This window comes from Streptomyces sp. TG1A-8 (assembly GCF_030499535.1).
GTDB lineage: Bacteria > Actinomycetota > Actinomycetes > Streptomycetales > Streptomycetaceae > Streptomyces.
In genome coordinates, this window is sequence record NZ_JASTLB010000001.1 from 90,678 (window position 1) to 104,044 (window position 13,367).

The 13,367-nt window shown below is 70.9% G+C and carries 8 protein-coding genes and 1 pseudogene; 5 read left to right on the forward strand and 4 right to left on the reverse strand.

The features are described from left to right. Positions 1 to 264: 264 nt before the first annotated feature. The 5 genes from QQY24_RS00490 (at position 265) to QQY24_RS00510 (ending at position 4,416) form a co-directional block, all read left to right on the forward strand. On the forward strand, positions 265 to 933 hold the full coding sequence (locus tag QQY24_RS00490) for an O-methyltransferase (protein WP_301970676.1): 669 nt from the start codon (positions 265 to 267) through the stop codon (positions 931 to 933). Positions 934 to 1,095: 162 nt separating this feature from the next. Then, complete coding sequence (locus tag QQY24_RS00495) at positions 1,096 to 1,950, forward strand: 3-hydroxyacyl-CoA dehydrogenase family protein (protein WP_301970677.1); 855 nt, start codon at positions 1,096 to 1,098, stop codon at positions 1,948 to 1,950. Next, positions 1,947 to 2,213, forward strand: coding sequence for an acyl carrier protein (locus tag QQY24_RS00500; RefSeq protein WP_301970678.1), 267 nt, complete (start codon positions 1,947 to 1,949; stop codon positions 2,211 to 2,213). The genes QQY24_RS00495 and QQY24_RS00500 overlap by 4 nt, the downstream gene beginning before the upstream one ends. Further along, positions 2,200 to 3,303 (forward strand): acyl-CoA dehydrogenase family protein, encoded by a 1,104-nt coding sequence (locus QQY24_RS00505; protein ID WP_301970679.1) that lies wholly within the window; start codon positions 2,200 to 2,202, stop codon positions 3,301 to 3,303. The genes QQY24_RS00500 and QQY24_RS00505 overlap by 14 nt, the downstream gene beginning before the upstream one ends. A gap of 12 nt (positions 3,304 to 3,315) precedes the next feature. Continuing rightward, complete coding sequence (locus tag QQY24_RS00510; RefSeq protein WP_301970680.1) at positions 3,316 to 4,416, forward strand: HAD family hydrolase; 1,101 nt, start codon at positions 3,316 to 3,318, stop codon at positions 4,414 to 4,416. A gap of 412 nt (positions 4,417 to 4,828) precedes the next feature. Here QQY24_RS00510 and QQY24_RS00515 read toward each other — a convergent pair. From QQY24_RS00515 to QQY24_RS00530, 4 genes and pseudogenes are all read right to left on the reverse strand, one after another. Next, positions 4,829 to 4,948: pseudogene (locus QQY24_RS00515) on the reverse strand (IS5/IS1182 family transposase); the annotation flags it as partial. A 260-nt stretch (positions 4,949 to 5,208) separates the two neighbouring features. Beyond that, positions 5,209 to 6,297, reverse strand: coding sequence for an arylcarboxylate reductase (locus tag QQY24_RS00520; RefSeq protein WP_301970681.1), 1,089 nt, complete (start codon positions 6,295 to 6,297; stop codon positions 5,209 to 5,211). Beyond that, entirely contained in the window at positions 6,291 to 7,253 is a 963-nt protein-coding gene (locus QQY24_RS00525; protein WP_301970682.1) for an ACP S-malonyltransferase, read from the reverse strand. The genes QQY24_RS00520 and QQY24_RS00525 overlap by 7 nt, the downstream gene beginning before the upstream one ends. Positions 7,254 to 7,402: 149 nt before the next feature. After that, on the reverse strand, positions 7,403 to 13,360 hold the full coding sequence (locus tag QQY24_RS00530; protein ID WP_301970683.1) for a type I polyketide synthase: 5,958 nt from the start codon (positions 13,358 to 13,360) through the stop codon (positions 7,403 to 7,405). Positions 13,361 to 13,367 lie beyond the last annotated feature (7 nt).

The window sequence follows — 13,367 nt, forward strand, 5'->3', positions numbered from 1 at the left end:
CGGTCCTCCCGGCTCCTCGTCGGTCAGCTGCGACGGGGAAGGACGCATTCGGACCACTCGCACCGCTGCGGCGCCACCGGTCGGACGTCTGGGGTACCTTCGGACCGATCCGCGGTTACGCTTGGAGCAACGCTCTTGTGCATTAGCGTGTTGTAAAACGATCGCAAGTCACCTCGCGTTCGCTGCACGCGGAGCCGGGACGACCGAGCGACCCGGTGGGCCGGTCCGCTCCCCATGATGAACGCACGCTGACGGGAATACACGATGGCTGAACAGCTTGCTGTCTCCGACACCATGCACGCCTACGTGCGTGGGGTCTCACTGCGAGAAGATCCGATCCTCGCCGGTCTACGTGCATTCACCGCGCAACTGCCCGCGGGCACGGCGATGCAGGTGTCCGCGGAGGAGGGACAGCTGCTCGCCCTCCTGGTGCGTCTGACGGGTGCGGCCAACGTCCTGGAGATAGGAACCTTCACCGGCTACAGCACGCTTTGCATGGCTCGCGCCTTGCCGGACAAAGGCCGTCTGACGACGTGTGACATCACAGACCGGTGGCCCGGCATAGCAGCCGAGTACTGGCGGGAAGCGGGCGTCGAGGACCGCATAGAGTCGCGCATCGGCGATGCTAGGCAAACCCTCGACGCGCTGCGCCGGGAACACGGTGCGGGCCATTTCGACCTGGTCTTCATCGATGCGGACAAAGCTAGTTACCTGCACTACTACGAGAAGTCACTGGAGCTGTTGCGCCCCGGCGGTCTCGTGGTGGTGGACAACACACTCTTCTTCGGGCGGGTGGTGGACCCTGAGGCACAGGACGCCGACACCGTCGCGATCCGCGAGTTCAACACGTTCCTGCGAGACGACGAGCGGGTCGATGTGTCCCTGCTGCCGATGGCCGATGGCATCACTCTCGCCCGCAAGCGGTCTGCCTGAGAACACTTCCCGCCGTCCCGGCCCGAACCGGGGCGGCTAGGGTGCCGCAGTTCACGAAGCCGGGTGGCCGGGGGTCTCCGCTCGCGCCCCGCCCCCTTTCCCGCAACCTACCCGCATACCCGGCCACCGAGTATGCACCACGCCCAGGAGGCAGGTATTACGATGAAGACCGAGCCGATCGCGGTTCTCGGTGCCGGCGTGATGGGCGTGGGTATCACCACGCTGCTGGCGGGCCACGGCCTGCCGGTACGGCTGGTGGAGAACGACCCGGAGAAACTGGCGCAGGCGCCCGGCAGGATCCGGCGGGAACTGCGCATGGCCCAGCTGATGGGCGTCCTGCCGCCGGGGCGCGAGGAAGGCGAGGTGAGCCTTCACGGCGATCTTTCCGCGGTCCGCGGCGCACGGGTGGTGATCGAGGCGATCACCGAGAACGCCGACCTGAAGACCGCGGTGCTGGCCGATGTCTCCACGCTCGTACCGCCGGCCACCGCGCTGGTCTCCAACACCTCCTCGATCCCGATCGACGAGCTGGCCGACGCGGTACGGCACCCCGCCGACCTGATCGGCACCCACTTCATGAACCCGCCGGCCCTCATCGGCACCACCGAGGTCATCCGTGGCGTGCGTACAGGTGAGGCGACCCTGGAGGCGGTACGCGGCCTGCTCCGCGAGGTCGGCCGCAAGCCCGTGGTGGTCCGGGACGCGCCCGGCTTCGTCACGAGCCGTCTGCTGCACCCGATGATCAATGACGCAGCCCGGGTGGTCCAGGAGGGCACGGCGTCCGCCGAGGACGTCGACGCGCTGATGCAGGGCTGCCTGGGTCACCCCACCGGACCGCTGCGCACGGCGGACCTGATCGGCATCGACAACCTTGTCGACTCCCTCTGGGTGCTGCTCAAACGCACCGGCGATGAGGGCTGTCGCCCCTGCGATCTTCTGCTGCAGAAGGTCGCCGACGGCCACCACGGCCGGAAAACCGGCCAGGGTTTCTACGAGTACGAGGAGAGCACACCATGACCGTTCCCACCGACCAGCCCACGGACGTCCAGGCGGCCATCTTGACCTTCGTCGAGGCCAAGACCAAGACGAGCTGGGATCCCGGTGCCGATATCTTCGCGACCGGCGGGCTCTCCTCGCTCTTCGCCATGGAGCTGGTGGTCCACCTGGAGAAGACGTTCGGCATCTCCATCGGCGGCGCCGACATGCGCCTGGAGAACTTCCGCACGGTCGACTCCATGGTCGGGCTCGTGACGCGGCTGGGCGGGAATGCCAGTGCCTGACCAGCTCGCCGCCGAGGTCACCGAACTGGTGAGTGACCAGGCAGGCCACTGGGATCGCACTGGGCTGATCCCGCACGAGCTGCTGCGGAGGATGTCCGCGCGCGGTCTGCTCTGCGCCCAGGTTCCCGAGGAGTACGGCGGTCTCGGCCTCAGCAGCGCCCAGAACGGCGAGTTCACCGCACACGTCGGGAGCCTGTGCAGCTCCCTGCGGAGCGTGATGACCTCGCAGGGCATGGCCGCCTGGGCCGTTCAGCGGCTTGGTGACGCCGAGCAGCGCACCGGCCTCCTGGGCGAGCTGGTCGGAGGCCGACTGGCGGCTGTCGGCTTCAGTGAGGCGGAGGCCGGAAGCGACATCTCCGCCATGAGCACCACCATCCGGCCCGACGGGGACGACGTGGTGGTGAACGGCACCAAGGTGTGGATCACCGCCGCCCACTACGCCGACGAACTGGTGATCTTCGGGCGGTACGCGGAGGGCGGGGCGGCCGTTGTGGTTCCCGCGGACACCCTCGGTGTCACCATCGAGCGGGTACCCGATCCGCTGGGCTGCCGGGCCGCCGGACACTCCACCATTCGGCTGGACGAGGTCCGGGTACCGGCCACCCGGTTGCTGGGCGGCGCAGGGATGCCGCTCTCGATGCTGGTCACCCTCGTCCTGGCGTACGGCCGGATGTCCGTCGCCTGGGGGTGCGCCGGCATTCTCCGCGGCTGCCTGGCCGCGGCCGGCGCCCACGCCCGGACCCGCCGCCAGTTCGGCAAGCCGCTCGGTGAGCACCAGCTGGTCGGCCGGCACCTCGCGGAGCTGCTGGTTTCCGAGCAGATCGCCACACGGGCGTGTGAGCACGCGAGCGTCCGCTGGGACGAGAACGCCCCGGACGCGGTCACCGCCACCGTCCTGGCCAAGCATGTGAGTGCCACGCAGGCCGCGCAGGGTGCCGCCGCGGCGGTCCAGGTCATGGCATCGGCCGGCGCGGACAACAGCAGCCTGGTCGCCCGCGCTTACCGGGACGCCAAGCTGATGGAAATCATCGAGGGCAGCAGCGAGCTGTGCCAGGTGATGCTGGCCGAGCACGTGCTGTCGGACTCGTAGAGGAGCTGGCGAATGACTGAGCGGCCGACGACGGTGAAGTGCCTCGTCTGGGATCTCGACAACACACTGTGGCAGGGCACCCTGCTGGACGGCGACGACGTCCGGATCACGGACGAAGCCAAACATGTGATCACCGAGCTGGACCGCCGCGGCATCTTGCAGGCGGTGTGCAGCAAGAACGACCACGACCTCGCATGGGAGCGGCTGGAGCGACTGGGCGTGGCCGAGTACTTCGTCCTCCCGCACATCGGCTGGGGACCGAAGTCCGAATCGGTCCGGTCCATCGCCGAACGGCTCAACTTCGCCCACGGCACCATGGCGTTCGTCGACGACACGCCGGCCGAGCGTGCGGAGGTGTCGTACCACCTGCCGGAGGTGCGCTGCTACGACGCCGAGCAGTTGTCAGCCCTGCTGGACCTGCCCGAGTTCAGCCCGGTCTCCGCCACCGTGGACTCGCGACGGCGTCGTGAGATGTACCAGGCCGGTTTCCGCCGGGACGCCGAGCGCGAGGCGTACAAGGGACCGGACGACGACTTCCTACGCTCGCTCGACCTGTGGATGTCGATCGACAGGGCGACCGAGGACGAGCTGACCCGCGTCGAGGAACTGACGCTGCGCACGAGCCAGATGAACGCGACGGGCGTGCACTACGACGACGCCTCGCTGCGCCGGCTGATGGCCGACCTCGAGCACGAGGTACTGGTCGTCACCATGGGCGACCGGTTCGGACCGCACGGCGCGGTGGGTCTGGTGCTGCTGCACCGAACGGCCGTGGCATGGCATCTGAAGCTGCTGGCGACCTCGTGCCGGGTGGTGTCCTTCGGCGCCGGCGCGGCCATCCTCAACTGGCTCGTCGATCAGGCCGCCGCGTCCGGCGTACACCTGATCGCCGACTTCCGGGCCACCGCCCGAAACCGCATGATGGAGATCGCGTACCGGTTCGCCGGCTTCGAAGACCAGCCCTGCGAATGCCACGAGGCACTGACCGAGGCTGCGGACGGCACCCCCGGTGTCCAGCGCCTGCACCTGGTTCCCGGACGGCGGCCCGCACCGGCCACGATGCGGCTCGACGCGGTTGCACTCACGAAGGCCGAGACGCCGGTGTCCCTCTGAGCCGGCGGTCTCCCGAGCCGTACCGCCGACCGAGGCCGGGAGACGGCGATGCCTTGGTGGGGTGCGGCGATCGCGTCGTGCGTCCGGCCAGGGCCGAAGGCACAGATCCATGACGTGCGGTCGGGAGGGTGACCACGGCAGCCCTTCGACCGCGTGCCACCCGGTGAGGTGTTCGTTGGGCTGTTCATGGGGCGGGGCGAGCCGGGTTTCAGGATGCACTTCCTGCTGGGCGCGAACGGACTGCCCCCTGGTCGTCAGCCCCTCGGCCACCAACACCGAAGGCAGCCTACGGAAGCGGTTGCGGTGCTCCAAGAGCACCGCAACCGGCAGAAGGGCCCGCCGAACCGTCGTTGCGGTTGCCGCCCGTCGGTGTGGCGGCAAAGGGAACTCCAGTGGCGTCGGTGAGCACGTTGGCGCTCCGCAGCCTGGCTGTGAGAACCTCGTGCGGTCGAGGCCACACACCAGCCTCGGTCCACTCGGCCATGCGGCGCCAGCACGTCAACCCGGAACCGAAACCGAGCTCCGGCGGCAGAAGTTCCCACCACGGCGATGACCTGTCGCAGGACGCGTCCGGGCCGTCCCTTCGCGCCCAGCCGCGGGTGAGCGGCTCGCGGAACAGCCGTGGGCTTCCCCTGCGCTTCGAAAGAGCGGGCGCAGCCCGCGCTCGCCCGTCACCGGATCGACGCGTTCATGGGCCGCCGCCCGCTCCTCGGCCGGAAGAAGCGTGCCACGGCCCGCCCGGCCGGAACCGTCGCTGAGGGGCGACGGCCCCGGCCGGGCGGGCACGGCAGCTCAGTACAGCCCCTCGACCGCGGTACTGGCCGTCTCCAACGGGCGCACATTGGCCACACCGTCCGTGGGGAAGCGGTCACCCGTGTCGTACCGCACCGCCTCGTCGCGCTCGAGCACGTTGGGCAGGAAAAGGTCCTCGTGGAGCACGGTCAGCCGGACCCTGCCCACCGTGCCGTACGGCACTACGGTCCTCGGGTCGGTCTTGTCCACCACCGCCATCGTCACCTGCGGGAAGTTCGGCAGGTACGGCATCAGCTCACCGTCCTGCTCGACCGGCAGGCCTGCCGCGTTGCCGAACGTGTTGCCGTAGCTGAGACCGCAGATGCCCCCGTCCAGAGCCTTCACGATCTGCCGGTAGACGGAGGGGACCAGGTGGGTGCCGCTCAGCCGGACGCCCCGCAACGCGGCGACCTGCTCGGGGGCCCGGCGGGCGAGCGCCACCATCAGCGCCGGCGTGGTGTTGACGTAGTCCACCTGGCGGGTGTCGAGCACGTCCAGGATCTGGTCCAGCAGATGTTCGGTGTAGTCCCGCGCGACCGCCATCCGCCCGGTGCGCAGCAGCCGCTTCACCCAGCGGGGATCCATGTCGATCGCGTACACGACCGACTGGTACAGGTCCCCGGCCTCCCAGACCCCGTTGCCGATCAGGTGGGGTCCGGTGGGCGTCGCCTGGAGCCAGGTGCGGTGCGGTTCGAAGCCCTCGGTCTGGAAGGACCAGCGGCGCCACACACCACGCTGGACGATCATCTCCGGGGTGTAGCAGAGGCGGCACGGCGCGCCCGTGGTCCCGCCGGAGTCCCACACCCGGCCGGTGAGCGGGCGCGGAACGGCCAGGGGCACGAAGTCCCGCGGGTCACGCGTGCGGAGCACGTCCAGGTCGAACGGGCCGAACTCGGGGAGCTCCGCGTAGTGTTCGATGTCACGAGGGTCGAACGGCAGTTCCGCGACCCGCTCCAGCCAGTAGGGGCTGCCGGTCTCCGGGTCGAAGTGGCGCCGGACCACTCGCCGGGTCCACTCGTCCAGATCGGTGGTCAGCCAGCCGTCCACGAGCTTGTCGCAGTCGGCCGCGGACAAACCCGAGTTCAGCACTGCGGGAGCCCCTTCTCGGGGTATTCGATGCCCAGCTCGAACACGCTGGAGACAACCTTCTCGATGTGCTCCGGCTGCTCGACGTGGAGCACGGGGAAGGGTATGCGCAACAGCCCGGCGGGGATCGCCGGGCCGACCACCACACCAAGCTGCACGCCAATCCCGTGCATACCCTCATACACGTACGGCAGGCTGATCGGTGTGGTCGGGTTGCGCTTGAACAGGTCCTTGACGTCCCCGCCGGAGGCCAACTGCTTGCGGTCGAGGCAGGACATCACCGGCAGCTTGGGCGCGCGGAAGCCGATGGCCTCGATGTACGGCTCGATGAACTGCCGGAACGGGGCGCGCAGCGGGGTGTGCTGGGCGATGCCCCGGCCCGGCAACAGGGTGACCAGGCCCTCGGGCAGCGAACCGGCCAGCGTGGCCATGGCATCGTGCAGACCGCCCAGCATGTGGATGCGGAGCGCGCCGTCGGCGGTGTCGCCCATGTCACCGGCGACGTGGACGCCCTCGGCACCGCCGACGAACGTCTCGACGCTCTGGCCCGCGGGTACGGCCGCGATGGCGAGGGCGTGCGCCGGCTCGGACGGGTCCGGGTCGGGGCAGAGCCCGGCACTGGAGAGCAGTCCGAACAGTTCCTGCCTGGTGAGGGCGCCGGCCAGGCAACTGCTGGTCATGGCGCCCAGGCTCAGGCCACCGAGGACGGAGGGGTGTACGCCCCGCTCCGCGAGGATGTCGTGCACGGCGAGGGCGAGCGCCGTCTCGCGGATCGAGCCGACGCTCTGCCGCTGCTCCTGCGGCTCCGGCAGGTCCTCCTCCAGGATCTGGCCGACGGTCAGGCCGGTCCATTCGGCGATCTGCTCGTACAGCCGCTGCATCACCGGGTACGCGCGGTGCAGCTCGATGCCGTGCGGCTCGGTGCCCACGCCTCCGCCCAGCAAGTAGCCCAGCGCCATGTGAAACCTCCGTACATCATGTGTCGGACTTCAGGTCCGACTCTCTGGAAAGGGGAAAACAGCACCTCGGCGGCGCGCGGTGCCTAGGTTCGCGTCACGGTGCGCCGCAGGGGCCCGCCCGGGTCGTACGGCCGGGCGGGCCGTACCCGTCACAAGGTCGCCAGCCAGTCCTTGACGGCCCGCGTGGTCGTCTCCAGGTGATCCTCCATGACCGTGAAGTGGTCGCCGGGCACATCGAGCACCTTGGCGTCAGGCCACACGGCTCGCCACTCCTCGCTCGACGGGTCGTCCGTCATACCCTCCAGCGGCACGGTGGCCCGCAGCAGCAGCGTGGGCGTCTCCACCGCCCGCGGCTCCCAGAACTCGTACATGCCGCAGTACCAGCCCATGGCGGTGAGCCGGGTGCCGTCCAGGCTGACGAACCGCTCCTCACGCTCGAACATGCCCTTGAGCAGCTGGTCCTGGACCCTGTTGATGTGCGGACTGGTCATCGGGTAGCCGTCGATGACGACCACACCTGCCGGGGCGACTCCCCGCCGGCTCAGCCGCTCGCCCGTGTCGTGCGCAAGCACGCCGCCGGAGGAGGAGCCCAGCAGGACGAATGGATCGTCGCCGACCAGTTCGGCGATCATGTCACAGTACACATCGATGAGTGCCTCCGAGTCCGCGGCCAGCGGCTCGTCGTTCTGGAAGCCGGGGACGTCCAGGGCCGAGATGGCGTACTGGTTCTCGAAGAACGAGGCGAACCGGACGAACTGATGAGCTCCGCCCAGGGCGACGAAGGCGGAGAGGCAGATGATCCGGGGCCGCTTGGCTCCGGTGGCCAGCCGCAGCGGGCCGGGAATGCCCTCGCGGCCCGACGTGGCCGTGAACATGGTCCGCAACTGGGCGGCCTGGTGCAGCAGCTTCACGCCCGTCTTCAACTGGCCGCGCTGGGCGGCGTACCGGAAGAGTTCGCCGGCGGCGTCCAGCGGGCCGGCGCGGCGGGCGGAGACGGCCGGTGTGGCCGTCTCGGCCGACGCCGCGGCGAGCAGCTCGGTGCGCAGGAACCGCGACAGCTCACGGGGAGTGGCGCAGTCGAAGGCGACGGTGGGACGCAGCCGCAGTCCGGTGACCGCGGTCAGCCGGTTGCGCAGCTCGACGGCGGTGAGCGAGTCCAGGCCGAGGGCGAGGAAGGTGGTGCTCTCCTCGATGTCGTCGGCCGAGGCGTGGCCGAGCACGGTCGCGAGGTGGCCGCGCACGATCTCGCCGAGCAGGGCGTCGCCGTCCTCCTCGTCCAGGCCGGCGAGCCTGCGCCGCAGCTCGTCGGCGCTCTGGCGCTCGGGGCCGGGGCCGGGCCGCCGGGCCGGGGCGCGCACGAGGTCCCGCAGCAGGGCCGGTGCGTGTTCCGGGCCGGTGTCGAGCGTGGCGGCCGCGAGGATCGCCGGGACCAGCGCGGGAGCCCCCGTGCCGCGCGCCAGGTCGAGGACCGCCAGGCCCTGCTTGGTGTCGAACGGGACCACTCCACCGCGCGAGATCCGCGCCACGTCGGCCTCGTCCAGATGCTGGGTGAGACCGCTGCTGTGCTCCCACATACCCCAGGCGAGGGACTGGGCGGGCAGTCCCTGGGCGCGCCGGTGGTGGGCCAGGGCGTCGAGGAAGGCGTTGGCCGCCGCGTAGTTGCCCTGTCCGGGAGCGCCCAGAACGCCGGCGATCGAGGAGAAAAGGACGAATTCCCGTATTCCTTGGTGACTCGTCAGCTCATGCAGGTTGAGCGCCGCATCGACCTTGGCACGCAGTACGGCGCCGACCTGCTCGGCGGTCAGCGAGGCGAGGACGCCGTCGGAGAGCACCGCCGCGGTGTGCACGACCGCGGTCAGCGGCGCCCGCTCCGGTACGGCCGCCAGCAGCTCGGCCAGGGCGTCCCGGTCAGCCACGTCGCATGCGGCTCCGAGGATCTCGGTGTCCAGGTCCGCGCCCAGTCGCCGGAGCTCTTCGGCGCTCGGGCCCCGCCGGCTGGCGAGGATGATCCGCCGGACGCCGTGTTCGGTGGCGAGGTGGCGGACCACGAGGCCGGCCAGGCCGTCGGCACTGCCGGTGACGAGCACGGTGCCGTCCGGGTCGAGTCCTCGTTCCGTGCTCTCGTGGGTGGACCGGTTCAGCCGTGGCACGCGCAGTTCGCCTCGGCGCAGCACCAGCTGGGGCTCCTCGCAGGAGAGCGCGGCGGCCAGCAGGTCCTCGCTCTCCTCGTCGGTGTCGACGAGGACGAAGTTGCCGGGGTTCTCCGACTGGGCGGACCTGACCAATCCCCACACCGGCGAGCCGGCCAGGTCGGTCACGTCCTCGTCGTCTGCGGCGGCCACCGCGCCCCGCGTGACGACGACGAGCCGGGCGCCGTCGGCGTGGTCGTCGGCCAGCCAGTCCTGCAGCCGGCCGAGCACCCGGCGGGTGGTCTCGTGGGCCGCCTCCGCGGTCGGCGGGCCCGGCTCCACGTGGACCACCGTGTCGGCGCGCTCCACCGCCCTCGGCAGCGGGCGGGTCACCCAGGACACGTGGTAGAGCGAGTCGTGGCGGGGTAGGCCGGTGAGGCGGCGCAGCGCGAGCGATTCCACCTCGACGACCAGCCGGCCGTCGTGGTCGGTCGCGCGGACGGACACCTCGTTCTCGCCCCGCCTGGTCGTCTCGACCCGCAAGTCATCGCCCACCTCGCCGTACACGCTGACCCCGGAGAAGGAGAAGGGCAGGACCGGCCCGCCCTCGTCGCCGCCGCGGGTCAGGCCGACGGTCTGCAGCGCGGCGTCCAACAGTGCCGGGTGGACGCCGAACCGCCGGGCATCAGGTCGCTGCAGCTCGGGCAGACGCGCCTGCGCGTAGACACGGTCGCCCTGGTGCCAGGCGGCGGTCAGGCCCCGGAAGGCGGGGCCGTACTCGATGCCGCCCTCGGTGAACCTGTCGTAGAGGTCTCCGACGTCCATCGGTTCGGCGTCGGCAGGCGGCCACTGGGTGCCACCCTGAATCTCGGCAGGCGCCTCGGTCGCGCCGGGGGCGAGCCATCCGGTGGCGTGCCGGGTCCAGGGGCCGTCGTCCGACGCGGAGTGGACAACGAACCGGCGCCGGTCCGCCGCGTCCGGGCCCTCCAACGTCAGCTGGATGGTGAGCGGTCCGGCGGGATCGAGCACGAGCGGGGTCTCGACCGTCAGCTCCTCGAGCAGCCCGCAGCCCAGGTCCCGGCCGGCGTGCAGCACCGTCTCCACGAGCGCCGCGCCCGGCAGTACAACCGTACCGCCGACGGCGTGGTCGGCCAGCCACGGGTGGGTGCGCAGGGACAGGCGCCCGGCGAACAGCAGCGTTCCGCTGTCGGCGACCGGCCGCGGCCGCCCGATCAGCGAGTGGCCGCCGGTCGCGGTGCCGATGTGCTCGATGGCCGGGTCCAGCCAGTACCGCTTGTGCTGGAAGGCGTAGGTGGGCAGGGCGACGCGCCGGGCGCCGGGAAAGACCGGGTGCCAGTCGACACGTACGCCGCGTACGTGGAGTTCGGCGAGGGAGGTCAGGAACCTGTCCAGGCCGCCCGCGTCCCGGCGGAGCGTGCCGACCACGATCCGGCCGCCCGTCTCCTCGACCGCGGCGGCCAGCACGGGGTGCGGGCTGACTTCGACGAACGTGTCGTAGCCCGCGGTGATGAGCTGGTGGACGGCCTGGTCGAACTCCACGGGCCGGCGCAGGTTGCGGTACCAGTACCCGGCGTCCAGGGCGGAACCCTCCAGCCACGCGCTGTCGGCGGTGGACCAGAACCCGACCGCGGCCGGACGTGGACGCACACCGTCCAGCAGGCCGGAGAGTTCGTCGCGGATGCGCTCCACCTGGCGCGAGTGCGCGGCGAAGTCGACACCCGGGATCGGCCAGCGCAGGACGTCCTCGTCCGACAGCGCCGCGCTCAGTTCCTCCAGTGCCCCGGGGTCGCCGGAAAGCGTCACCGAAGCGGGACCGTTGACGGCGGCCACGCTGATACGGCCGTCCCAGTCGGCGATGCGTTCGCGCAGCGGTCCGGCCGCCATGGCCACGAACATCATCGCGCCCTGCCCGGCGAGCGCGGTGAGGGCCTTGCTGCGCAGGGCGACGATCATCGCCGCGTCCTCCAGCGTCAGCGCCCCGGCCACACACGCGGCGGCGATCTCGCCCTGGCTGTGACCGACCACCGCGTCCGGTTCGACGCCGTAGGACCGCCACAGCGCGGCCAGGGAGACCATCACGGCGAACAGCACCGGCTGCACACGGTCCACCTGCTCGTAGTCACCGGATCGCAGGACCTCGGCCAGCGACCAGTCCACATGCGGAGCCAGGGCACGCTCACACTCGGCGAGGCGCTCGGCGAACACCGGCGACGACTCCAGCAGCTCCACCGCCATCCCCGCCCACTGCGACCCCTGACCCGGAAACACGAACACGGTCCGGCCCACCGGGGCGGTCGTGCCCCGAACCGTGTGATCCGAGTATTCGCCACGGACCAGCAGGTCGAGTTCGCGGCTGAGGGCGTCACGGTCGGTGCCGACCACGACCGCGCGGTGGGGCAGCGCGGCCCGGCTGGTCGCGGTCGAGAACCCGATGTCGGCCGGAGCCAGTCCGGGGTGTGCTGCCACGTGGGCCCGCAGCCGGTCGGCCTGTCCGCGCAGGGCCTCGGCCGTCCTGGCGGACAGCAGCCACGGAACGGCCGTGGCGGGCGCGGGCGCGACAGGTGCCGCGTCGGGCTGGGGGGCCTGTTCCAGGACGAGGTGCGCGTTGGTGCCGCTCACTCCGAAGGACGACACGCCGGCGCGCCGGGGGTGCCCGTGCTCGGGCCAGTCGACGGCCTCGGTGAGCAGCCGGACGTCGCCCTCCGACCAGTCGACATGCATCGACGGCTCGTCCACGTGCAGGGTCCGGGGCAGGACACCGTGCCGCATCGCCAGCACCATTTTGATCACACCGGCCACACCCGCCGCCGCCTGGGTGTGGCCGATGTTCGACTTCAACGAGCCCAGCCACAGCGGCCGGTCGCGGTCCTGGCCGTAGGTGGCCAGCAATGCCTGCGCCTCGATCGGATCGCCCAGCGACGTTCCCGTGCCGTGCGCCTCCACCGCGTCCACCTCGGACGGCTTGAGCCCGGCGTTGGCCAGCGCCTGCCGGATCACCCGCTGCTGCGAGGGACCGTTCGGCGCGGACAGGCCGTTGGACGCGCCGTCCTGGTTGACCGCGCTGCCCCGGATCACCGCCAGCACCGGGTGCCCGTTGCGCCGCGCGTCCGAAAGCCGCTCCAGCAGCACCACACCGACACCCTCGCCGAAACCCGCGCCGTCCGCGCCCTCCGCGAAAGACTTGCAGCGACCGTCGCGCGCGACTCCGCCCTGTTGGCTGAGTCCCACGAACAGGCCGGGTCCCGCCATCACGGACACGCCGCCGGCCAGGGCCAGCGAGCACTCGTCCGCGCGCAGGGACTGCGCGGCGAGGTGGATCGCCACCAGGGAGGAGGAGCAGGCGGTGTCGACGGTGACGGTCGGCCCCTCAAGGCCGAAGGTGTACGCGATCCGACCGGAGCCGACACTGGACTGGGTGCCCATGCCGAGGAACGCCTCGACGCCGTCGGGAACGTGGTGCAGGGAGCCGCCGTAATCGGTGCCCATCATGCCGACGAAGACGCCGGTCCTGCTGCCGCGCAGGGTCGCCGGGTCGATGCCCGCCCCTTCGAGGGTCTCCCAGGTGGTTTCCAGCAGCAGCCGCTGCTGCGGGTCCATCGCCAGCGCCTCACGAGGCGAGATCCCGAAGAAGCCCGGATCGAAGTCGCCGGCGTCGGTCAGGAAGCCGCCCTCGCGGGTGTGCGAGGTCAACCTGCCGGGGGAATGCGGGTCGGAGAGCCCGCCGGTGTCCCAGCCACGGTCCTCGGGGAAGGGGGAGATGGCGTCCTTCGCCTCACGCACCAGGGCCCACAAGCCGTCGGGCGAGGCTACCCCACCGGGGTAGCGACAGCCCATGGCCACTACCGCCACCGGTTCACCGGTCCGCTTCGACAGGCGCTGGTTGGCCTCCTTGAGGCGCTCGTTGTCCACCAGCGCGCTGCGCAGGGCAGCGACCAGCTGGTCCTGAGGGGCACTCATCATGAAC

Coding starts and splice junctions, on each gene's coding strand:
- QQY24_RS00505 (WP_301970679.1), top strand. CDS start 2,200: ATGCCAGTGCCTGACCAGCTCGCCGCCGAGGTCACCGAACTGGTGAGT.
- QQY24_RS00510 (WP_301970680.1), top strand. CDS start 3,316: ATGACTGAGCGGCCGACGACGGTGAAGTGCCTCGTCTGGGATCTCGAC.
- QQY24_RS00525 (WP_301970682.1), bottom strand. CDS start 7,253: ATGGCGCTGGGCTACTTGCTGGGCGGAGGCGTGGGCACCGAGCCGCAC.
- QQY24_RS00500 (WP_301970678.1), top strand. CDS start 1,947: ATGACCGTTCCCACCGACCAGCCCACGGACGTCCAGGCGGCCATCTTG.
- QQY24_RS00530 (WP_301970683.1), bottom strand. CDS start 13,360: ATGAGTGCCCCTCAGGACCAGCTGGTCGCTGCCCTGCGCAGCGCGCTG.
- QQY24_RS00495 (WP_301970677.1), top strand. CDS start 1,096: ATGAAGACCGAGCCGATCGCGGTTCTCGGTGCCGGCGTGATGGGCGTG.
- QQY24_RS00490 (WP_301970676.1), top strand. CDS start 265: ATGGCTGAACAGCTTGCTGTCTCCGACACCATGCACGCCTACGTGCGT.